The organism is Paenibacillus sp. JNUCC-31 (assembly GCF_014844075.1).
Classification (GTDB): Bacteria; Bacillota; Bacilli; order Paenibacillales; family Paenibacillaceae; genus Paenibacillus.
Window position 1 is genome coordinate 3,526,514 of the sequence record NZ_CP062165.1, and the last position, 21,487, is coordinate 3,548,000.

The following is a 21,487-nucleotide window of genomic DNA, read 5'->3' on the forward strand; positions in this document are numbered from 1 at the left end:
AAATAGAGGAAGGTGGTTTTGATATGCATGCAATCCGGGCTCAACTGAGTATGTATCCCAAATGGTTCGTAGCGGTACTTATGATATTTACCCTTAATCTTATTTTAACAATGACTGTGTTCCTCAATTTAACGCTGATACTGGTTAATCTCGCCATGCTATATGTCGCCTTTAGCGTCAGAACACTTAAATACAATAAGTTGTATTTTGCCCTGTGCCTTGTTTTAAGTATCACTTTTGTGATTATTGCATTTCAGACATATCCCATTTAAATCAGCTCGTAGTAAGATTAATCATGAACCACTCATGCCCATGAGATAAAAATGTGGGTGTGAGTGGTTTTTTTATTGCAATAATGTCACGCGGGATAAACAAATTGTTACGTTAACATCGGCAAAATAGGGTAAAGACATAGAAGGAGGTGTCACGATGACAACAAAGAGCAGAATGACGTGGAAACGGTTTGGCGCACTCGCCCTATCGGTAACACTGGCTTGGGGACTGGGACCGGTACATATGCTACCCGGCGCTGACGCTGCATCCTCCCCGACATGTGGAAGTGGAGATCATGGATTAACGGCTACGTTGAAAAAGGGCAGTGGTGTGGAAGACCAACGACTGCAATTTACGGATATCGATTTTCTAAACAATACAACCGGACGGGCTAGTGGTGAAGGCTTCCTCATGGGTACATCGAATTCAGGTTGCACTTGGCAGTCCATCTATACAGGTCAATGGCAGTTCGCACAACTTGATTTTCCGAATAATGTGAATGGATTTGCGTTGGCGCGGGTGAAGGATTCACCTACGACGTATCTCATCCGTTCAACGGATGGTGGAGCGCACTGGACACGGCTGGATACCAGAGGCTTACAATTTAAACGAATTGACTTTCACAATAAAAATGAGGGCTTCGGTTACACCTATAATAATGCTTATATGACGAAGGATGGTGGTGCAACATGGAACCCGATCTCCACACCAGCCAATACACGCGGAGCTGCGTTCATAACAGAGAAGCAAGGTTATGTGATTGTAGCGGTTCCTGGCTCGGGGTACCGAATCATGCAGACAAGTAATGGGGGCAAGAACTGGACGCAATCGTTGAAGGTGGCCTCAACAACCTGGAGCGGTGGAGATGTATACGCAAGCGGTAACCAGGTATGGGCCCTTCTGTATGGCGATGCAGGCATGTCCCAGCAGTCCTATTCTCTCTACGCGAGTGGGAATGAAGGCGAGAATTGGAGACAGGTCTTCGCTCAATCTACAGCAGGTGGTGGCCCAGCTCCAGGTGCAGGCAGCACAGGGAATGGAAAAGGCCCTGCAGACCCAGGGGGTCACCCGGGGAATATGGCGTTGATCGGTAATCAGACAGCTTATCTCTCAGGGGGATCACCTGCAGCAGGCAAAGTAGGGATTGGACGTTCTTATAATGCAGGTTCCACGTGGAAAAATATCGACCTCAAAGAGCCGGGATATAGCTCTCGCATTTCGTTTCCTTCTGCCAAAACAGGTTGGCTCGTCGTAACAAGCGACAATTCACCTGCGATTTATGAGACGACAGATGGTGGAACAACATGGAAGCAAAAAATGTTATTACCCGCTGAAGACGAGTAAATGGCGTCATGCCATGGAATAATTTTAAGGCGATTTCAATCTAAAAGTGTATAAATCTTAACTTGTTTGGCCTGATGAGCCCAGCGCAATCAAACAAGCCTTTTCCGGACTAACGAAGCCGGAAGGGGCTTGTTTGAGTTGGAATAAAAACGGTTGAATCCTATTCAAAAACACGTTATTGTAAGCGATAACAATTACTTTTTGGGAGGTTGAAATTATGGTTGAGGTTATTTTAAAGGCTGATTCGGAACAAGGATTAATAAACCGTAATATATATGGTCACTTTTCCGAGCACTTGGGACGCTGTATCTATGAAGGGTTGTGGGTAGGAGAGGATTCACCTATTCCGAATACGGAAGGCATCCGTAACGATGTGCTGACTGCGCTGCAAAAGCTTCATATTCCGGTGCTTCGCTGGCCTGGCGGTTGTTTTGCCGATGAATACCACTGGAAAGACGGTGTGGGTCCAAAAGCGGAACGTGCCCGAATGATCAATACACACTGGGGCGGCGTAGAGGAGAACAACCATTTTGGTACCCATGAGTTCCTGAGATTGTGCGAATTGCTTGGCACGGAGCCATATATCAGTGGTAATCTGGGTAGCGGTACAGTGCAGGAAATGCAGGAGTGGGTAGAGTACATGACCTTCGACGGTGAATCTCCAATGGCGAACTGGCGTAAAAGCAACGGTCAGGAAGAGCCGTGGAAGTTGAAATATTTTGGTGTGGGAAATGAGAACTGGGGTTGCGGCGGCAATATGCGACCGGAATACTATGCGGATGAATATCGTCGTTACGCCACTTATGTGCGCAATTACTCGGGTAATCAAATTTACAAAATTGCGTGTGGTCCAAACAGCGATGACTATCGCTGGACGGAAGTGGTGATGCGTGAAGCTGGTCGTTTTATGGACGGGATCAGTCTTCACTATTACACCATCCCAACAGGAGATTGGGCAGATAAAGGACAAGCGACAGGGTTTGGGGAAGCCGAGTGGTTTGCGACCTTGAAGAAGACACTCTTTATGGAAGAGCTGATTGTGAAGCACTCCGAGATTATGGATCAATATGATCCTGAAGGCCGGGTAGGTATCATCGTGGATGAGTGGGGAACCTGGTATAATGTTGAGCCGGGAACAAACCCTGGTTTCCTGTACCAGCAAAATACGATGAGGGACGCCGTGCTTGCAGCGGTCAACCTGGATATTTTCAACAAATACAATAAAAGAGTACAGATGGCTAACCTGGCACAGATCGTGAATGTGCTCCAGTCCATTGTGCTGACAGAGGGAGAAAAGATGCTCCTGACGCCAACGTACCATGTCTTTGATATGTATCAGGTCCATATGGACGCGCAGCGATTGGAGCTGAACTATGATAGCCCTGAATATGCTTTCGGGGATGAGAAGATCCCTCAACTCAGTCTGTCTGCTTCCCGCAACAAGGATGGCGTTATTCATGTGACAGCGAGCAATCTGAGCGCTACGGATGAACTGGAAGTTGTCATTCAGCTTGAGTCAGCGAAAGCCACCAGCGTATCGGGCACACTTTTGCATCACGCTGATTTCGGGGCGTACAATACGTTTGAACAGCCGGAGCAGGTAAAGCCTGTAACCTGGGAAGATCTCAAGCTGGAGGATCATACACTGCGGTTTGTACTTCCACCCGCATCTGTTGGGGCCCTCGCTGTAGAGGGGTAATACCATGAAATCATCCTTAATTGGAGGACGTGTCGAACGACAGGCACCTTGCAAGGGATGTGAGGATCAATACGATGTTAAAATCAGTGAAGCCAAAATAGCGCGGCTGGTGGAGATGGCCTCGCGCTCGCGTCCGGCTGTCCGGGATGCCGAGTATGAACGGCGTTTATCCATCTGTTCCGATTGTCCAGGATTACAATACGGTACGACCTGCCGCTATTGCGGCTGTCTCGTACAGGTGCGAGCCAAACTGGCAGAGTCGGTTTGTCCGTTTCCTTATGAATCACGATGGACCTGATTTAGAACGTATTTCTTTATTAATGAAGGAAGGCGGAGCTGCACTTTACAGGTGTGGCTCTGCTTTTTTTGGCGTTGCCTGGCAAAAACTCTGAATTTGGATTTGAATTGAGCGGGTGAACTGGATATAGTTATACAGTAGAGTGTAGGGTAGCGAGCTATCCGAGAATATGAGCGCGTATAGCGGCACAACACAGGAAGGGCTGTTCTCACCGGCCGTGCCTGATTTTGCGTCGCCTCGAATATAATGGAGGTTAACATTCATGTCGAACATGCGACCGGTTCAGATCCGGCTGCACAGCCGTTATGAAGGTGAAGATGTACTGCAGGAAATGCAGGGTGAAGCTGTATTGAAGGGGTCTGTGCTCTATGTTCGTTATGAAGAACCACAGGCTGGGCCCGAGGGCGGCATCACTCGAACAACATTGAAGCTGGGCGGACAATCCATCAAGATTATACGTCACGGCGAGGTGGAATCGGAGCAAACATTTGAATTACATCGCAAACTCCCTGGTTTTTATCGCTCGCCGTATATGTCGTTTGCCTTGTCCACGCATACACAGGAGCTGGAACTCTCCATTCAGGGATTGAGCGCACGCGCTGCGTGGAGTTACGACTTTTACCGCTTTGACGAAGAATCGGGACATTTCGCTATTAGTTTGCATATACAGGAGGAACCAATTTCATGACACGTAATCCATTAGATACCATTAACGAACGGGTAAGTACTGCCATCGGCAATGCCATTGTGGCTGCTGGCATCGTTGCGCAGGAGGATCTGCCGATCATCACCCTTGAAGTACCACGAGAGAAAACACATGGCGATTTGGCGACCAATGCGGCCATGCAACTGACCAAGATTGCCAAGCGTAATCCACGACAGATTGCAGAAGAGATTATTGCCAATCTCAACCTGTCTGAAGCTGGGATCGAAAAGGCAGAGATTGCCGGACCGGGATTCATTAACTTTAAGCTGGACAAGAGTTATCTCTATCCTGTGCTGGGGCTTGTGCATGAGCAGGGTGAGAATTATGGGAGAATTAATGTTGGTGAAGGGCGCAAGGTCGAGATGGAGTTTGTCAGTGCCAACCCGACAGGCAGTCTGCACCTGGGCCATGCGCGGGGAGCGGCTGTGGGTGATGCGCTTTGCAACATCCTCGACTATGCCGGATATGATGTAACACGTGAATACTACATTAATGATGCTGGTAACCAGGTGTTTAATCTGGCTCGCTCCATTGAAGCTCGTTATTTGCAGGAGCTGGGCCAGGATGCGGAGATGCCGGAAGACGGATACCATGGTGAGGATATTAAAGGATTCGCCAAGCAGCTGGTTGCTGAAAAGGGTGACGAATTACTGTCGATGCATCCTGGTGACCGCGCGGCTTATTTCCGTGACTTTGGCCTGGAGAAAGAACTGGACAAGATCAAACGTGACTTGAATCGTTTCCGTGTCAATTTCGACATCTGGTTCAGCGAAACTTCGCTTTATGATAATGGAGAAGTGCTGCGTGTACTTGATGAATTGCGTGATCGTAATGAAATCTATGAGCAAGATGGCGCAACTTGGTTGAAAACCATGCAGTATGGTGACGACAAAGAGCGTGTTTTGATCAAAAATGACGGTACGTACACGTACCTTACGCCGGATATTGCTTATCACCGTGACAAATACGCGCGTGGATACGACACGATGATTAACATCTGGGGAGCAGACCACCATGGCTACATTCCACGAATGAAAGCAGCCATGCAAGCACTGGGCAATGATCCCGAGAAACTGGTCGTGCTGATTGCGCAGATGGTGAGTCTGTTCCAGAACGGCGAGAAAGTAAAGATGTCCAAACGTACAGGCAAGGCGGTAACGATGGAAGATCTGATGGACGAAGTAGGCATCGATGCCATTCGTTACTTCTTCACCATGCGTAGCATGGACTCTCATTTGGACTTCGACATGGACCTCGCCATCTCGACGTCCAATGAAAACCCGGTATTCTATGTACAATACGCCCATGCTCGGGTATGCAGTGTATACCGTCAGGCAGAGGAGCAAGGCATTGAGCTGCTGCCGCTGGAGCAGATCGATCTCTCGAAGTTGACCACGGAGCATGAATATGATCTTCTTCGCAAAATGGGTGAACTGCCTGAAGAAATCGCGACTGCTGCTACGGGTTATGCCCCTCATCGTATTGTTCGTTATGTATATGAACTGGCATCCCTGTTCCACAGTTACTATCGTGCAGAGCGCGTCATTACGGAAGACGCTGGACAAACCCAGGCGCGTCTGGCGCTGATCGGTGCTGTACGCACCGTCATCGCAACCGCGCTTCGTCTGGTGGGCGTATCTGCACCGGACAAAATGTAATTGAAGCTTTGGCGGTGCTCAGCCGCCCTACAGCTTTGGCAAAAAGTCTCCACGCATCACGTTGGCACAATACAACGTGGGCATGGAGACTTTTTGCTGTGCCCGCGGCCAAGAGCCCCATGGCCCCGAGGCACTCAAGGCCAGCGCTGCCTGCCCGCAGAGGCAACCAACGTAAGCCTCACATCGCACAGCAGTGCTGTGCCTGTGAGGCTTCACGGTATGGCTCCCTTCTTGCAGGCAGCGTGATCACCCTCCGCCCTCCTGCATCAGCTTGAGGGCGTCAATCTCGCCACCGCGTATTTTGCTCTTTGCGGTGGTTGTCTTGCGTGCGCGCAGCGGAACGGTCGCACGCTTCACGAGCGTTTTGATCTCGGCTGGTGACAGGCCGGGATGCTTCGCAAGCAGGAGCGCTATGGCGCCGCTAACGTGTGACGTTGCCATGGAGGTGCCGCTCATCTCATGGTGCTTGCCCTGCACCCAGGAGGAGACGATCTTGTCACCAGGTGCATAGACATCCACATATGCACCACGATTACTGAAGGATGCAATTCGCCGATTTTTGTCGGTTGCACCGACGGATATCGTTTGTGGATACCGTGCGGGGTAATCAATGCTGCGTCGTTTGCCGTCATTTCCTGACGAAGCAACAATGACAACCCCGGCCTGATAGGCGCGGTTGACCACATCAAGCAATGCTTTGCTACGGGTTTTCATGCCAAAGCTCATATTGATAATATCGACCCGATTGCGCACACACCAGTCGATACCAAGCACGATATCTGACACATAGGCTGAACCGTTGTGGTCGAATGCCTTTACCGGATAGATTAGGGAACGAGGAGCTACACCGATCATGCCTGCCGTACTGTTCGCTGCGGCAATGGTCCCGGCAATATGTGTGCCATGACCGTTATCATCATGAGGGAGCATACTGCGGTTTAATAGATTGATCCCGCGTGCCAGCGAGTAGCGAAGATCCGGGTGTTGGTAATCGGCACCGGTGTCAATTACGCCAATCTTTATCCGGTGTCCTGTGGACACGGACCAAACTTTGGGAGCGCGAATCTGTTTGACGCCCCACGGTATGCCCTGAACACTGCTCGGTTTACTGTGTAGCGCAGTGGCATGGAGCGAGATCGTTTCATCTTCTTCTACCGTGATTTCATCGTTGTACCGATATAATTCCTCCGGGTTAAGCACCGGGGCGATAATGGAGCGGGCCAGTCGGGAGGAGCGTACCGCACCAAGATCCGTAAATTCATTCCTCATCCGCGACAGTTCCACAAGGCAGGCTTCATATTGCTTCGGTTTGGCAAACCGGATCAGGTGACGCCGCCCCTGTTCTGGTTCGGGACGTTGCATTCCTTCAACCAATTGATGTAGAAAACCAGTATAGTCCATGATGGGCAGCCCCCTTCGGGATGAACATGCTGAGGTATTCTATGAATGCGCTCATCCCGCCGCATGGGGAACTTGCCCTTTTTTTACAAAAACACGTTCCATTCGTGTCAAAACGGGCGCAGGGACATATGATGGATGGAGGGCTAGAGGGCTCTTGGGGACCCTGGTGAGGAGTAATCCTTCAAGGGTATACAGTCAGAAGGCGGAGGGGACTCCGTCTTTTTTAGTTGATGATGTCTTTTCTGCAAACACGATACCCCGAGTTAGACGTCCCTTACCGGTCTATATATTGCTCGGCAAAAGCCTCTTCTTGGAATTATGCGATATCCGTACATAAAAACTTGCTTTTTAACGCTAAATAGGTTTTACTTAGGTTTGTTAATGGATATGTTATACGTAACGTTCCAGTTCGTAGGGATATAAGTGAATTATGTGTGAGAGGAAGTGTCTGTCAGTGAGTACCTCGCTCAATTTGAAAATTGATAAAGAAAAGGTTAGAGAGATCCCTTTGGTGGACCTCGCCTTTATGGTGCTGAAAGCGGCCAATACGCCGTATTACTACCGTGATTTGATGAATGAGGTAGCGAAGCAGCGCGGAATGACTGATGAAGAAATCAACGAGTTTATCGCCCAGCTATATACCGAGATTAATATCGATGGCCGCTTTGCTTGCGTCGGTACAAGTCTGTGGGGTTTGAAGCGCTGGTATCCAGTGGCTGGTTCGGAAGATACCATGACGGGTGCGAAGCGTCCGCGCATCATTAACGACGAAGACGATGATCTGGAAGATGAGGACTTCGGCGAAGAGGAAGATAGCTATAACAGCGACGAAGACTTCGATAATTCCGATGATGATCAGGACGAAGATGATGATGACGACGATGATGACGAAGACGACATCTTTGATGAAGAAGACGGCGAAGAAGAAGTGCTGGTTGAAGATGACGATCTGGAAGATGAAGACCTCGAGGAAGACGAAGAAGAGTCCGAAACCGAGGATGAATTTGACGACGATTCCGATAAGTAACCGTCATTTTTGATGTCGATATTTTACCCGTTTTCCCCGGATAGTCAGCCTTGACAGCAGACGGGGTAACGGGTAAACTATTGCATGGGCTTATGAATGAGCGACAAAATATTTATGTTTTTTATAAAAAGTGCCCCGTCCTGCGGGAGTACTTTTTTTGTATTTTTAGAGGCAGAATTTTGCAAAATGATTTGAATTCCGTATGCTCCCGGCCAACAATCCGTGGTCTATTTTTGTATATCCAATTTTGTATCCAAAACATCAATGGACGGATCCAATGTCCTATTTTGGGACAGGCTCGGAAGTTGGCTTCCGGAAGGTTTGCACCATTCTACGCTGTAGAACAACGTTGTTACACACGGTCTTCGCATGAAAGAGCAGTTTGCAGATGCAGGGAATTTCTGCCATTGCTCTTTTTAACGATGATTACCTGGGAAACGGGTTACGATAATACCATATATCGCCTGAATTTCTGTACTTATATTAGGAGGGTAATAACAGTGACAAAGTATATTTTCGTGACAGGCGGAGTTGTGTCCTCCCTGGGCAAAGGGATTACGGCTGCTTCGTTGGGCAGGCTGCTGAAAAACAGAGGGTTGAAGGTAACCATTCAAAAATTTGATCCATACATCAATATCGACCCGGGAACCATGAGTCCTTATCAGCATGGTGAGGTATTTGTAACGGATGATGGCGCGGAAACGGATCTTGACCTTGGCCACTACGAACGTTTTATTGACATCAACCTCTCCAAAAACAGCAACGTCACGACTGGTAAAGTATACTCTTCCGTCATCAGTAAAGAGCGGCGCGGGGAATATCTGGGCGGAACAGTACAAGTGATTCCACATATCACGAACGAGATCAAAGAGCGCGTATTCCGCGCAGGACGTGAAGCGGGTTCGGATGTTGTGATTACAGAGATCGGCGGTACAGTAGGTGACATTGAGAGCTTGCCTTTCCTGGAAGCGATTCGTCAAATCAAGAGTGATGTAGGTCGTGACAATGTCATGTACATCCATGTAACACTGATCCCTTACATCAAGGCTGCCGGTGAAGTGAAAACGAAACCGACTCAGCACAGTGTGAAGGAATTGCGCAGTATCGGAATTCAGCCAAACGTCATTGTATGCCGTACAGAGTATGAGCTGTCCAAAGACATGAAGGCCAAAATCGCACTTTTCTGTGATATTGATGAGAATGCCGTGGTTGAATGCCGCGATGCGGATACATTGTACCAAGTGCCTCTGAACTTGCGTGAGGAAGGTTTGGATGAGATTGTGGTAAACCACCTGAAGCTGACTACTCCTGCACCGGATATGAGCGAGTGGGAAGGGCTGGTTGACCGTATTAACAAACTGGAGCATACAGTGGAGATTGCCATTGTAGGTAAATATGTAGCTTTGCATGATGCTTATTTGAGTGTTGTTGAATCCTTGTCTCATGCAGGATTTGCATCCAATGCCGATGTGAAGATCCGCTGGATTCACTCTGAAGATATCACCGATGAGAATGTGGGCGATCTGCTGCACGGCGTAGGCGGAATTCTCGTACCAGGTGGATTTGGTGATCGGGGTATTGAAGGTAAAGTATCTGCGATTCGTTATGCGCGTGAGAAACAAATTCCGTTCTTCGGTATTTGCCTGGGTATGCAGGTTTCGGTTATCGAGTATGCACGTTCCATCGTTGGTTTGAATGGGGCGAACAGCTCCGAGATCAATCCCGCAACGGAGTTCCCGGTCATCGATCTGTTGCCTGAACAAAAAGATATCGAAAACCTGGGTGGTACAATGCGTCTGGGGCTGTATCCTTGCAAACTTCAAGAGGGTTCTCTGGCGATGGCTTGTTATGATGATGAACTGGTATATGAGAGACATCGTCACCGGTACGAGTTCAATAATGAATACCGTGAAGCGATTGAGAAAGCGGGTCTGGTTATCTCGGGTACATCCCCGGATGGCCGTCTGGTTGAAATCGTGGAACTTCCGGGACACCCATGGTTCCTGGCAGTTCAATTCCACCCGGAATTCACTTCACGTCCGAACCGTCCGCAGCCGTTGTTCCGTGAATTTGTGAAAGCTTCTCTGGAGAATGCTAAAAAATAATTAATAATCTTGAAACTGGATCATTGGATGTTCCTGGCGACTGAAAAGTTGCTGGGGCATCCTTTTTTTTTTATTACATAAGAGTTGTCGAAAATGGTTTCCGGCATTTTGGAATCAAAGCAGGATTTTAATGGGAGAGGTAGAATACTTATCATGACGACTATGGGATAGTTATCCAGATTCGGTGACGTACATGCTTTCCTAATTCTAGGAGGTTATTCAGTGGAAAATAAAAAAAGTGTTGATTGTTGATGACCAGAATGGTATTCGAATCCTGTTAATGGAAGTGTTCAGCAGTGAAGGATATAACACATTCCAAGCAGCTAATGGGAAAATCGCCTTGGAAATTGTAAATAGTGACAAACCAGATCTCGTGCTGCTCGATATGAAGATTCCAGGGATGGATGGCCTGGAAATTCTTAAGCATATTAAGGAAATTGATCCGGATATCAAAGTCATCATGATGACGGCTTATGGAGAACTGGACATGATCAAGGAAGCTACGGATCTTGGGGCGCTCATGCATTTCACGAAACCGTTTGATATTGATGAGATGCGAGTGGCAGTCAATATGCAGCTTCGAGATGATGCGAAGAATAAGTGCAGCTGAATCCTGTCGATACAGGATTTTTTTGCGTTTGGGATTCCGGGATCCTACTGGTGTACACAAAGGGTATTGCGGTTAGGCTTCCGGGGAATATTGGAAATGGGGACGTCATCATGCGGTGTCTATGAAAACTGTGCTGCAAAGCACAGCATTTTTGCAAATGCTTGTTTAGTATTTGACATGGGATGTGGTATAATAAGCCCGTATGTGATTTCGGCTAAAAACCATAGACACAACCCAACACCCCTAGGAGGATTGAAACCATGCCATTAGTATCTATGACAGACATGTTGAACAAAGCACTCGAAGGAAAATATGCAGTTGGTCAATACAACATCAATAACCTTGAGTGGACTCAAGCGATTCTTGCTGCTGCTGAAGAAGAGAAATCCCCAGTAATCCTGGGCGTATCCGAAGGCGCAGCACGTCACATGAGCGGTTTCTACACAGTAGTTAAAATGGTAGAAGGACTCATTCACGACATGAAAATCACCGTTCCAGTTGCAATTCACCTGGACCACGGTTCCAGCTTTGATAAGTGTAAAGAAGCGATCGATGCTGGATTTACATCCGTAATGATCGACGGTTCCCACCACTCCATCGATGAAAATATCGAAATGACTAAAAAAGTTGTTGAATATGCACACGCTAAAGGCGTTTCTGTAGAAGCCGAAGTAGGTACTGTAGGTGGACAAGAAGACGACGTGATCGGTGGTATCATGTACGCTGACCTGAACGAGTGTGTACGTATCGTTAAAGAAACAGGTATCGACACATTGGCTCCTGCTCTGGGTTCCGTACACGGTCCTTACCATGGCGAGCCTAACCTGGGCTTCAAAGAAATGGAAGAAGTTCGCGATGCAGTTAACGTTCCACTGGTACTGCATGGTGGTACAGGTATCCCTAAACATGATATCGACAAAGCCATTTCCTTGGGTACTTCCAAAATCAACGTGAACACAGAGAACCAAATTTCGTTCTCCAAAGTGGTTCGCGAAGTGCTTGCAGCTAAACCAGATGCTTACGATCCACGTACATTCATCGTACCAGGCCGTGATGCAATCAAAGAAACCGTTAAAGGTAAAATTCGCGAATTTGGTTCCAACAACAAAGCGTAATTTGTCTTTACCAGTTCCATACTGTGTAAGTGGAAAGAACACCGCCTAGCCGGTGTCTTTCCATTTTCACGCCTTATTTCTACATTGAAAGCCAACAGCACGTATCGCCGTTAACCGGCTGCAAAACACGTAGGGGGACATTAAGCTTTATGGAAAAATTAATGATTAGTGGCGGACGTCCGTTACAGGGAACTGTAACTATAAGCGGCGCCAAGAACAGCGCCATCGCACTTATTCCTGCAGCATTGCTTGCCGAGTCAGAAGTCGTGCTGGACAACCTGCCGCTTTTGAGTGACGTGGCGGTTTATGCAGAAATTTTGGAGGAACTCGGAGCTCGTGTACACTGGGAAGGCAGTCAGATGAAGATTGATCCTTCCGATATTAAATCCATTCCCATGCCGAACGGTCCCGTGAAGAAGCTCCGTGCTTCGTATTATATGATGGGAGCACTGCTTGGGCGTTTTAAAGAAGCAACCATTGGTTTACCCGGGGGCTGCAACTTTGAGCCTCGTCCAATTGATCAACATATCAAAGGGTTTGAAGCGCTTGGCGCAACCGTAACGAACGAACATGGCTCCATTCATTTGCATGCCAAAGAGCTGCGCGGAGCAAAGATTTATCTGGACGTAAGCAGTGTAGGTGCAACCATTAACATCATGCTGGCGGCTACTCGTGCCAAAGGCTCTACAATTATCGAAAACGCGGCTAAAGAGCCTGAGATTATAGATGTAGCAACACTATTGAATTCCATGGGTGCCAGCATCAAGGGTGCCGGTACCGAAACAATCCGTATTGAAGGTGTGTCGGAGCTTAAAGGTTGCCGTCATTCTATCATTCCGGACCGTATACAAGCTGGAACCTATATGATTGCTGCGGCTGCAACGCGCGGCGACGTTCTGATTGACAATGTGATTCCCAAACATCTGGAGGCTTTGACTGCAAAGCTGCTGGAGATGGGCGTGGGCATTGAAGAGCTGGACGAAAGTATTCGTGTCATTGGCAAACCAAGCTATAATCATGTAGATGTGAAGGCACTCGTATATCCCGGCTTTCCAACCGATTTGCAGTCCCCGATGACCAGTGTGTTGACACAGGCAACGGGTGTGAGTGTCCTGAGCGACTTTGTATATAGCAACCGATTCAAGCACGTTCCTGAACTGGTACGCATGGGGGCGAAAATCCGTGTGGAAGGACGTTCAGCTATTATTGAAGGCAGTGCATTGAATGCGGCTAAAGTAAAAGCATCCGATCTTCGCGCCGGTGCGGCGCTGGTGATCGCAGGTCTCACCGTTAGTGAAGGTGTGACCGAAGTGACAGGCGTGGAGTTTATCGATCGCGGGTACGATCATCTAGTAACCAATCTGCGACTGCTAGGTGCAGATGTGTGGCGAGAAACCGATTAATGCTGTAATGTATGACGAATTCCGCAGTATTAAAGTGATTATTTTGACAGAATGCATATCCTTTCAGTAATTGGGCAAACCTGTTTTAATAGAGTTCTCAATCTCTCCGGGATAAGACGAAATGTTCCTTTTTCCTTTACCGGAGGGTCTTTTTTTGAGTCAGACATCATATGGCTGTAAGAACATCATTTCCTTTTCCCCAACCCCCGGTTTTGTTTGAACTGCGCTCCATAGCCGGTCTGCCCGGATCGAACGCCTCATGAATTTGTGTTCACTCACTAGCGGATCTTGCCGAAAACTGGCCATCCCGCCCGGAAACTTACACTCAAAGACAAGTATTTGCATTATAACGGTTACATTCCGTACAATGGACAGAAGAGAAGTGCAGAACGATGCTGCTCTTATAGCCGGAACATCAAGCGAAACTATCCATTTCACGGACTTATTAATTGAATAGGTGGTTATTATATGGATCTACAAATTTCCGATTTGGAAGAAATGAAACTAACAGACCTCTACAAACTGGCTAAAAAATATCAAATTCCCTACTACGGTACATTAAAAAAGAAAGAACTAATCTTCGCCATACTACGTGCACAGGCTGAACAGAGCGGATTGATGTTCATGCAGGGTGTGCTCGAAATTTTACCTGAAGGTTACGGATTTCTTCGCCCGATCAATTACCTGCCCAGTACGGAAGATATCTACATCTCAGCCTCGCAGATTCGCAAGTTCGATCTTCGAACAGGGGACCTCGTATCAGGCAAGTGTAGAACACCCAAAGAAAACGAGCGATACTTCGGTTTGCTGCAAGTCAACGCTGTAAATGGTGAGAATCCATCAGCGGCTGCGGAACGACTTCACTTCCCGGCATTAACCCCATTGTACCCGCAGAAGAAACTGGTTCTCGAAACATCCCCCAACCATTTGTCCACACGCATTATGGATGTGCTCGCCCCGGTAGGACTGGGACAGCGCGGATTGATCGTAGCACCTCCCAAAGCGGGTAAAACACTTCTCCTCAAAGAAATTGCCAACAGCATCTCAACCAACAACCCAGAAATTGAACTATTTGTCCTGTTGATTGATGAACGTCCAGAGGAAGTAACGGATATGTCGCGTTCGGTTAAAGGGGAAGTTGTGGCTTCCACGTTTGATGAGCTGCCAGAGAACCATATCAAGGTTGCGGAATTAGTGCTTGAACGTGCGCTTCGTCTGGTTGAAGCCAAAAAGGATGTCGTAATTCTGCTGGATAGCATTACGCGTCTCGCCCGTGCGTATAACCTGGTTATTCCCCCATCTGGACGTACGCTTAGTGGTGGTATTGATCCGGCTGCGTTCCATCGTCCGAAACGTTTCTTCGGTTCTGCCCGGAACGTGGAAGAAGGCGGAAGCCTGACCATCCTGGCCACAGCGTTAATTGATACGGGATCACGTATGGATGATATCATTTATGAAGAATTTAAAGGTACGGGCAATATGGAGCTTCATCTGGATCGCAAGCTGGCAGAGCGTCGTATTTTCCCGGCTATCGATATTCGTCGTTCCGGTACACGCCGTGAAGAAGTGTTGCTGAGCAAGGAAGAGCTCGATACGATCTGGGCTATCCGTAAAAATATGAATGATTCGCATGACTTTGTCGAAGGATTCCTGAAGAAATTGCGTAATAGCAAAACAAATGCGGAGTTTTTGGCGGCGTTTGATACGGCTGGCAATGGCCAGACAAGCAATTCGGGGACAACAACAACCCGACGCTCTCCAAGACAGACGGCTACTTCAGCAACAACAACTTAGGGATCAATCGAACGTTTCAACCATTTACGCAGCGCTTCTGCTGGATTTACAATAAACTCGTCGTTAGGTTTAACCCATTAAATGTGAGGAGAACATCATGTATTTAGTATACGCAGATGAAAAAGGTAATGTATTTGACCACCCATCCCTGTACGGACTTGCACGCAGTGGTGATATGATCGTTGAGATTATGGAGGATGAGCTGATTCCTCTGCCGGAAGGTGCAACGCTGGTTGGCCTGCCAAGTACCCGTCCCATTGGTATGGACCCCGATACAGGGGAAATGCTGCCGATGCCTAGCGACACACAAGCTGTTGGAGCTTTGCTTCCGCAAGGTTTCACACGGTTGTGCCTGCCGGGCTATGTGAAGACCGATAAGGAGTATAAACTGCCTTTGTTTGGCTACTCGGCGGTCGTGTGGAAAGATGGTCAGTTCTACGTCACTGCCCGGATGTCTGATCATCCAGATCAATGGAATCCGTTAAACTGTGATCGGGATGACGTGCGCGCAGGGGTTAAACGTTTGACGAAAAAATATCCCGAAAATCGTCTCTATACCCATCTGTCCAATTGTGCGCTCGGGTATGAATGCCTGACTTCATCCAATACCTTCCTGAATCGTTGGGAAGGCGGGGTACCGGTATCCTATTCTTGTAATGCAGGCTGTTTCGGATGTATTTCCGAGCAACCGGATGATAGCGGCTTTGTGTCCCCGCAGACCCGGATGAATTTCCGTCCGCGTGTAGACGAGATCGTTGAAGTGATGCTGGAGCACCTGAAGACACCGGAATCGATCATCAGCTTTGGTCAGGGATGTGAAGGAGAGCCTTCCACGCAGGCCAAACTGATTATTGAAGCCATTCGTGAAGTTCGTTCCATAACAGACATGGGGTATATCAACATTAACACCAATGCCGGTTTGAATGATCATATGAGAGGTATTGTTGATGCGGGGCTCGATCTAATGCGTGTAAGTACAATCAGTGCACTGGATGACCACTATAATGCATACTACAAACCTCGTGGATATACACTGGCCAATGTAGAAAAATCGATGAAATACGCTGCTTCCCAGGGTGTGTATACGTCGATCAACTATTTGATCTTCCCGGGAGTGACGGATCGCGAGGAAGAGATTGAAGCGATGATTGAGTTTGCTCGCAGAACCGATCTGCGTCTTATTCAAATGCGTAATCTCAATATAGACCCGGAGAGCTATCTGGAATTGATTCCTCCAGCTCAAGGTGATATTTTGGGTATGAAGCAAATGATTGAGATCTTTGAGGAAGAGCTGCCTGATGTCGTTATCGGCTCCTATACGCATGTTCCCCCAGCTGGGATGGCACGTCCCAAACGCCTGATCACCTCTTGATAATAATGGATTGCAACCGGCATTAGGCCGTGTTATAATCTTCGATGTTGTGCCATTTACTCTGGGTCCGCTTGAGGCTCAGGGCGGAAAGAGGTGAAAGGTAATGAAAGCAGCAATTCATCCTAATTACACGATTGGTCAAGTATCTTGCGCTTGCGGGAATACTTTTGAAACTGGTTCGGTTAAAGACGGACTTCGTGTAGAGATTTGCTCCGCGTGCCACCCGTTCTTCACTGGTAAACAGAAGTTTATCGATGCTGGCGGCCGTGTTGATCGTTTCAAGAAAAAATACGGAATCTAATTCAGCAATCCTCAGGGGATTGTCTGCTAATTGCATCCAAACCACCTCTGCCGTTCAGGCAGAGGTTTTTTTATATGTTTTTATGCGAGTTAATATACATCCAAATTCCCCCTGGTTGCATTTTGGACTACCTTACGTTATACTATTTCTTACCGTGCTAGATGGGGAGGTAGCGGTGCCCTGTAACTCGCAATCCGCTACAGCGAGGTTGAATTCCTGCTAGAGGTTTTGTCGATGTGAGGTTTGGTCCCTTAACGTGGTGTTGACGGTTGGGTCCTCCGCAATGAGTACTCATGAACCTGGTCAGGTCCGGAAGGAAGCAGCCATAAGTGAGATCACTCTTGTGCCGGAGGGTTGCCTAGCCCGAGCTGTTGTTAAGGGGTGCCGCTTGGATCGCAATTATCGATAGCAGGTGCACGGCTTACCATTTAAATGTAGAGACCTTTGCAGTTGTACGTATGCAGAGGTCTTTTTGATATGTCTTAAAAAACCATGCATGAATGAGTCAGATAAAGTTTGGATTCACTCCGGAATATAGTATAATGGGGGAACGACAAAGGACTCGAATGCGAAGTGGAAGGAAGGTAACGCATCATGGAGCATATCGCGTTATACCGGGCTTGGCGTCCCCAGTCGTTTCAAGATATGGTGGGACAACAGCATATTATTCAGACCTTGCAGAACGCGATTCGTGAACAGCGAACTTCCCATGCCTATTTGTTTAGCGGGCCCAGAGGAACAGGGAAGACGAGTGCCGCCAAGATTTTGGCCAAAGCTGTGAACTGCGAACGCGGGCCTGCGCCTGAGCCTTGTAACGAGTGTGAAGCTTGCCGCAGGATTACGACGGGCGCTGTGATGGATGTGCAGGAGATTGATGCGGCATCCAACCGGGGCGTTGAAGAAATCCGTGATCTTCGGGAAAAGGTGAAATACGCCCCAACCGAAGTCCGGCAGAAAGTCTATATTATTGATGAAGTGCACATGCTGACGACAGAGGCGTTCAATGCTTTGCTTAAAACATTGGAAGAGCCTCCGCCACACGTCATGTTTATTTTGGCAACAACAGAGCCCCATCGCCTTCCGGCGACGATTATTTCCCGCTGTCAGCGATTTGATTTTCGTCGGGTATCCCTGGAAGAGCAGACAGCACGGCTTAGGCTGATTTGTGAACAGGAAGGCATGGAAGCGGATCAGGACGCGCTCCAGTATATTGCTCGTCTGTCTGATGGGGGAATGAGGGACGCACTTAGTGTCCTGGATCAGATCTCTTCTTTTACGGATGGGAGAGTAACCTATCAGCAGGTTATGGATATGACCGGAGGCATTCCTTCCGAACAGTTTGCTAAGCTGGCTGCATCCCTGCTCAAGGGGGATGTAGGCCATATTTTGCAAATGATCGAAGGGTTCATGCATGAAGGAAAAAGCGCGGACAAGTGCATGGAGAATTTGCTTTATTATTTCCGTGACTTGCTTATGATTAAGATGGTGCCGAATGCAGATAAACTGACGGATCGGGTACTTAATCCCGAATCGTTCCGTGATATGGCGGAATCATTCACCAAAGAACAGCTGTTCCAGATGATTGATACACTTAATCGGTACCAGAGTGAAATGAAGTATGCCGTACAGCCACAGACATTGTTTGAAGTAGCTCTTCTTAAACTATGCAGCATTCCGGCACAAGGAGCGGCGGCGGGTCAGGTGGCGGCTTCAGCGGGCGCACCTTCAGCCGAATCAACGCAAGTTGACGGTGGGGAGATCCATCGCTTGAAGCAGCAGCTTGCCGAGTTGGAGAAGAAGCTGGATCGTGCGCTTAAGAGTGGTTTGTCTGGAGGAGAGGCTGCACCAAATGCACCTTCACGTCCGGCAACGAGAGCGCCCGTGTCAAGGGGGAATTCGCCAGCGAAAATTCCTGCACAGCTTGATCAATATGTTGCGCATAAGGGATCTCCTGAGTTCGTAGAGGTCAGCAAAAAATGGAGCCAGATTTTGCAACGTGTAAAAGAAGAAAAAGTGACTGTTCACGCCTGGTTTATGGACGGTGAGCCGGTTTCATTGCTGGAAGACAATGTTCTAGTGGCGTTTAAGAACAATATTCACCGCGAAACTACAGAAAAGCAGGCTAACCGTGAAGTGATCGAACGGGTGTTGTCCGAACAGCTTGGGCGCCCAGCTCGTTTGGTGACGATGATGCTCAAGGATTGGACTGGAGCGATGGATGGAGCTACTGAAACGCCAAAGGAGGACTTTAAGCTTGAACCTGAGCATGAAGACGGCGGTTCAGGCGATAAGCAGCCTTGGATTGATGAAGCGATCCAACTCTTTGGTGAGGACCTTGTAGTGATCAAAGAATAGATGTACAGGCGCCTGGCGCGATAACTATAACAAAGGAGATGAACAATCATGAACAACATGAACCAAATGATGAAACAAGTGAAGAAAATGCAGGAGCAAATGCTGAAAGCGCAGGAGGAACTGGCGGACAAAACAGTCCAAGGTACTTCTGGTGGCGGTGTTGTAACTGCCGAAGTTAACGGACACAAGAAATTGCTGGCTATTACGATCAAACCGGAAGCGGTTGACCCTGAAGACGTTGAAATGCTGCAGGATCTCGTTATGACAGCTGTCAATGACGCAATGACCAAAGCTGATGAAATTGCGAACCAGGATATGGGTAAATTCACAGGCGGTATGAAAATTCCGGGATTATTTTAATTTTAAATTGATCCTATCAAAGGAGACGCAATCGATTGTATTATCCCGAACCGATAGCAAAGCTTATTGACGCCTTTACCCGTTTGCCGGGTGTTGGCCCCAAGACTGCGGCGCGACTAGCTTTTCATGTGCTTAACATGAAGGAAGATGACGTTATTGATTTTGCCAAAGCGCTCGTCAGTGTGAAGCGGAATCTTCATTACTGTTCGGTATGTTGTAATATTACGGACACTGACCCGTGCCGGATCTGTCAGGATAAGTCCCGGGATGTTTCGGTAATCTGTGTAGTCCAGGACTCCAAAGACTTGGTGGCTATGGAGCGTACCAAGGAATTTGACGGATACTATCATGTGCTGCAGGGTGCGATCTCTCCTATGGAAGGAATAGGTCCGGACGATATCCGTCTGAAGGAACTTTTGACCCGATTAAGCGACGAACGGGTTAAGGAACTGATTCTGGCAACTAACCCGAATATTGAAGGGGAGGCCACGGCGATGTATATCTCTCGTCTGGTTCGTCCATTTGAGATTTCGGTAACTCGGATTGCCCATGGATTGCCTGTAGGGGGCGATCTGGAGTATGCAGATGAAGTGACTCTTTCCAAGGCGCTGGAAGGGCGCAGGGAAATGAGGTAACAGATGTGCCTGTACCTCTCAGAGAATGAGCGCATAAATTGATCTATTTTTAAAATTAAATGAGTTAGACTTATTTTATATGGAGAGCCCTAGGGCTCTCTTTTTTATTGTAACTATTTCTTAAATATTATACATGGCTCAGTTCTAAGTTTGTCCCTTCCTTGATATGTATGAGAATATGTTGTGCTGATCAGGAGGGAGAGAACTTATGTTTATATGGCGAAATGTAAGAAGCTCGATGGAGAAGCGGGAGAGGATGCTGAAGGAGCAGGAGGAGGAACAGATCTATTCGGATATTCAAAAAGCCAAGGCGGAGTGGGAAAGAGCTGTCAGGCAGTTTGAAGAGGCACAGGGGGAGGATGAGATCGATTATGCGATCTATGTGTTGGAGGCCGCAGAGCGCAAATATCAGATTCATTTGAGGCGTGCTAAGCGTGTGGGGGTTAAAAGTACAGTTATGGGCGATCGGGGAATGGGGGTGTAGCGAAGGTGTGGGTGTGACATTCAAATATGGGGGTGTAGAATATGAAAAGTCTTATATTAGGCAGTGTGCTGGTGGTATCGTTACTGGGGTTAATTATCATTCTTTTTAGAAAACGGGTGGGATTATCCTTCTTTACATCATTCGGGATTCATCTGGTATTGGCTGCGGTGGGGATATATGTCGTTAATTATTCAGGTTGGATTACTGGAACTTACATTCCATTGAACCCTGCTACGATAGGTACTGTGAGCATACTAGGATTACCGGGCGTTGGATTATTGTTGGGGCTAAAAATTTCTTTGTTTGGGTAGTTGACTCTCTGGATGTTTATATGGTACATTATATCTCGTTGCTTTGCTTGCTTGGTTAAATGCTTTTGAAGAAATGAACGGGTTCGATAAGAACTTGAAAAAAAGAATTTCAAAAAAAGCTTGACTGAAACAAACGAAGTATGGTATATTATAAAAGTCGCCGCTGAGAGAAAATGGCGACGAAAAAGCGAGAAAATTATCGAGTTTGATCTTTGAAAACTGAACAACGAGTGAGT

The 21,487-nt window shown here is 47.7% G+C and carries 19 protein-coding genes and 1 other RNA gene; 19 read left to right on the plus strand and 1 reads right to left on the minus strand.

From position 1 onward, the window contains the following. Positions 1-429: 429 nt before the first annotated feature. The 5 genes from JNUCC31_RS15210 to argS all read left to right on the plus strand — a co-directional run bounded on the left by JNUCC31_RS15210 (position 430) and on the right by argS (position 5,978). Complete coding sequence (locus JNUCC31_RS15210; RefSeq protein WP_192272328.1) at positions 430-1,617, plus strand: WD40/YVTN/BNR-like repeat-containing protein; 1,188 nt, start codon at positions 430-432, stop codon at positions 1,615-1,617. Between the two features lie 217 nt (positions 1,618-1,834). Continuing rightward, entirely contained in the window at positions 1,835-3,316 is a 1,482-nt protein-coding gene (locus JNUCC31_RS15215; protein ID WP_192272330.1) for an alpha-N-arabinofuranosidase, read from the plus strand. Positions 3,317-3,320: 4 nt separating this feature from the next. Continuing rightward, complete coding sequence (locus tag JNUCC31_RS15220) at positions 3,321-3,614, plus strand: DUF6171 family protein (RefSeq protein WP_192272332.1); 294 nt, start codon at positions 3,321-3,323, stop codon at positions 3,612-3,614. 262 nt (positions 3,615-3,876) lie between these two features. Further along, positions 3,877-4,302, plus strand: a complete 426-nt coding sequence (locus tag JNUCC31_RS15225; protein ID WP_192272334.1) for a YwiB family protein — start codon at positions 3,877-3,879, stop codon at positions 4,300-4,302. Then, on the plus strand, positions 4,299-5,978 hold the full coding sequence (gene argS / locus JNUCC31_RS15230; RefSeq protein ID WP_192272336.1) for an arginine--tRNA ligase: 1,680 nt from the start codon (positions 4,299-4,301) through the stop codon (positions 5,976-5,978). Before JNUCC31_RS15225 ends, argS begins: the two co-directional genes overlap by 4 nt. 246 nt (positions 5,979-6,224) lie before the next feature. On the opposite strand, the gene JNUCC31_RS15235 is transcribed toward argS, so the two are convergent. After that, on the minus strand, positions 6,225-7,379 hold the full coding sequence (locus JNUCC31_RS15235; protein ID WP_192272338.1) for a S8 family peptidase: 1,155 nt from the start codon (positions 7,377-7,379) through the stop codon (positions 6,225-6,227). 454 nt (positions 7,380-7,833) lie between these two features. On the opposite strand from JNUCC31_RS15235, the gene rpoE reads away from it, so the two are divergent. The 14 genes from rpoE (at position 7,834) to JNUCC31_RS15305 (ending at position 21,251) form a co-directional block, all read left to right on the plus strand. After that, a complete protein-coding gene (gene rpoE, locus JNUCC31_RS15240) occupies positions 7,834-8,406 on the plus strand; it encodes a DNA-directed RNA polymerase subunit delta (protein ID WP_192272340.1) in 573 nt (190 codons plus the stop codon). Between the two features lie 500 nt (positions 8,407-8,906). Next, positions 8,907-10,511 carry a CTP synthase gene (gene pyrG, locus JNUCC31_RS15245; protein WP_192272342.1) on the plus strand — a complete coding sequence of 535 codons (1,605 nt, stop codon included), beginning with the start codon at positions 8,907-8,909 and terminating at the stop codon, positions 10,509-10,511. A 280-nt stretch (positions 10,512-10,791) separates the two neighbouring features. Beyond that, positions 10,792-11,121, plus strand: a complete 330-nt coding sequence (locus tag JNUCC31_RS15250; protein WP_192273035.1) for a response regulator — start codon at positions 10,792-10,794, stop codon at positions 11,119-11,121. Positions 11,122-11,381: 260 nt separating this feature from the next. Beyond that, on the plus strand, positions 11,382-12,236 hold the full coding sequence (fba, locus tag JNUCC31_RS15255; protein WP_024628780.1) for a class II fructose-1,6-bisphosphate aldolase: 855 nt from the start codon (positions 11,382-11,384) through the stop codon (positions 12,234-12,236). Positions 12,237-12,385: 149 nt separating this feature from the next. Then, positions 12,386-13,639, plus strand: a complete 1,254-nt coding sequence (gene murA / locus JNUCC31_RS15260; RefSeq protein WP_063567653.1) for a UDP-N-acetylglucosamine 1-carboxyvinyltransferase — start codon at positions 12,386-12,388, stop codon at positions 13,637-13,639. A 468-nt stretch (positions 13,640-14,107) separates the two neighbouring features. Continuing rightward, positions 14,108-15,433, plus strand: coding sequence for a transcription termination factor Rho (rho, locus tag JNUCC31_RS15265; protein WP_192272343.1), 1,326 nt, complete (start codon positions 14,108-14,110; stop codon positions 15,431-15,433). Between the two features lie 97 nt (positions 15,434-15,530). Further along, positions 15,531-16,805: a radical SAM family protein gene (locus JNUCC31_RS15270; protein ID WP_192272345.1), complete on the plus strand. Its 1,275-nt coding sequence runs from the start codon at positions 15,531-15,533 to the stop codon at positions 16,803-16,805. A gap of 103 nt (positions 16,806-16,908) precedes the next feature. After that, positions 16,909-17,106: a 50S ribosomal protein L31 gene (gene rpmE / locus JNUCC31_RS15275; protein ID WP_062329678.1), complete on the plus strand. Its 198-nt coding sequence runs from the start codon at positions 16,909-16,911 to the stop codon at positions 17,104-17,106. A 152-nt stretch (positions 17,107-17,258) separates the two neighbouring features. Next, positions 17,259-17,526: signal recognition particle sRNA large type (gene ffs, locus JNUCC31_RS15280), an RNA gene on the plus strand. Positions 17,527-17,700: 174 nt separating this feature from the next. After that, positions 17,701-19,461, plus strand: a complete 1,761-nt coding sequence (dnaX, locus tag JNUCC31_RS15285; RefSeq protein WP_192272347.1) for a DNA polymerase III subunit gamma/tau — start codon at positions 17,701-17,703, stop codon at positions 19,459-19,461. A gap of 48 nt (positions 19,462-19,509) precedes the next feature. After that, on the plus strand, positions 19,510-19,821 hold the full coding sequence (locus tag JNUCC31_RS15290) for a YbaB/EbfC family nucleoid-associated protein (protein ID WP_024628773.1): 312 nt from the start codon (positions 19,510-19,512) through the stop codon (positions 19,819-19,821). Between the two features lie 35 nt (positions 19,822-19,856). Next, positions 19,857-20,456, plus strand: coding sequence for a recombination mediator RecR (recR, locus tag JNUCC31_RS15295; RefSeq protein WP_062329683.1), 600 nt, complete (start codon positions 19,857-19,859; stop codon positions 20,454-20,456). A 208-nt stretch (positions 20,457-20,664) separates the two neighbouring features. Beyond that, a complete protein-coding gene (locus tag JNUCC31_RS15300) occupies positions 20,665-20,940 on the plus strand; it encodes a DUF2508 family protein (protein ID WP_228469668.1) in 276 nt (91 codons plus the stop codon). Between the two features lie 41 nt (positions 20,941-20,981). Then, positions 20,982-21,251, plus strand: coding sequence for a pro-sigmaK processing inhibitor BofA family protein (locus tag JNUCC31_RS15305; protein WP_192272349.1), 270 nt, complete (start codon positions 20,982-20,984; stop codon positions 21,249-21,251). The last annotated feature ends 236 nt before the right edge of the window (positions 21,252-21,487 follow it).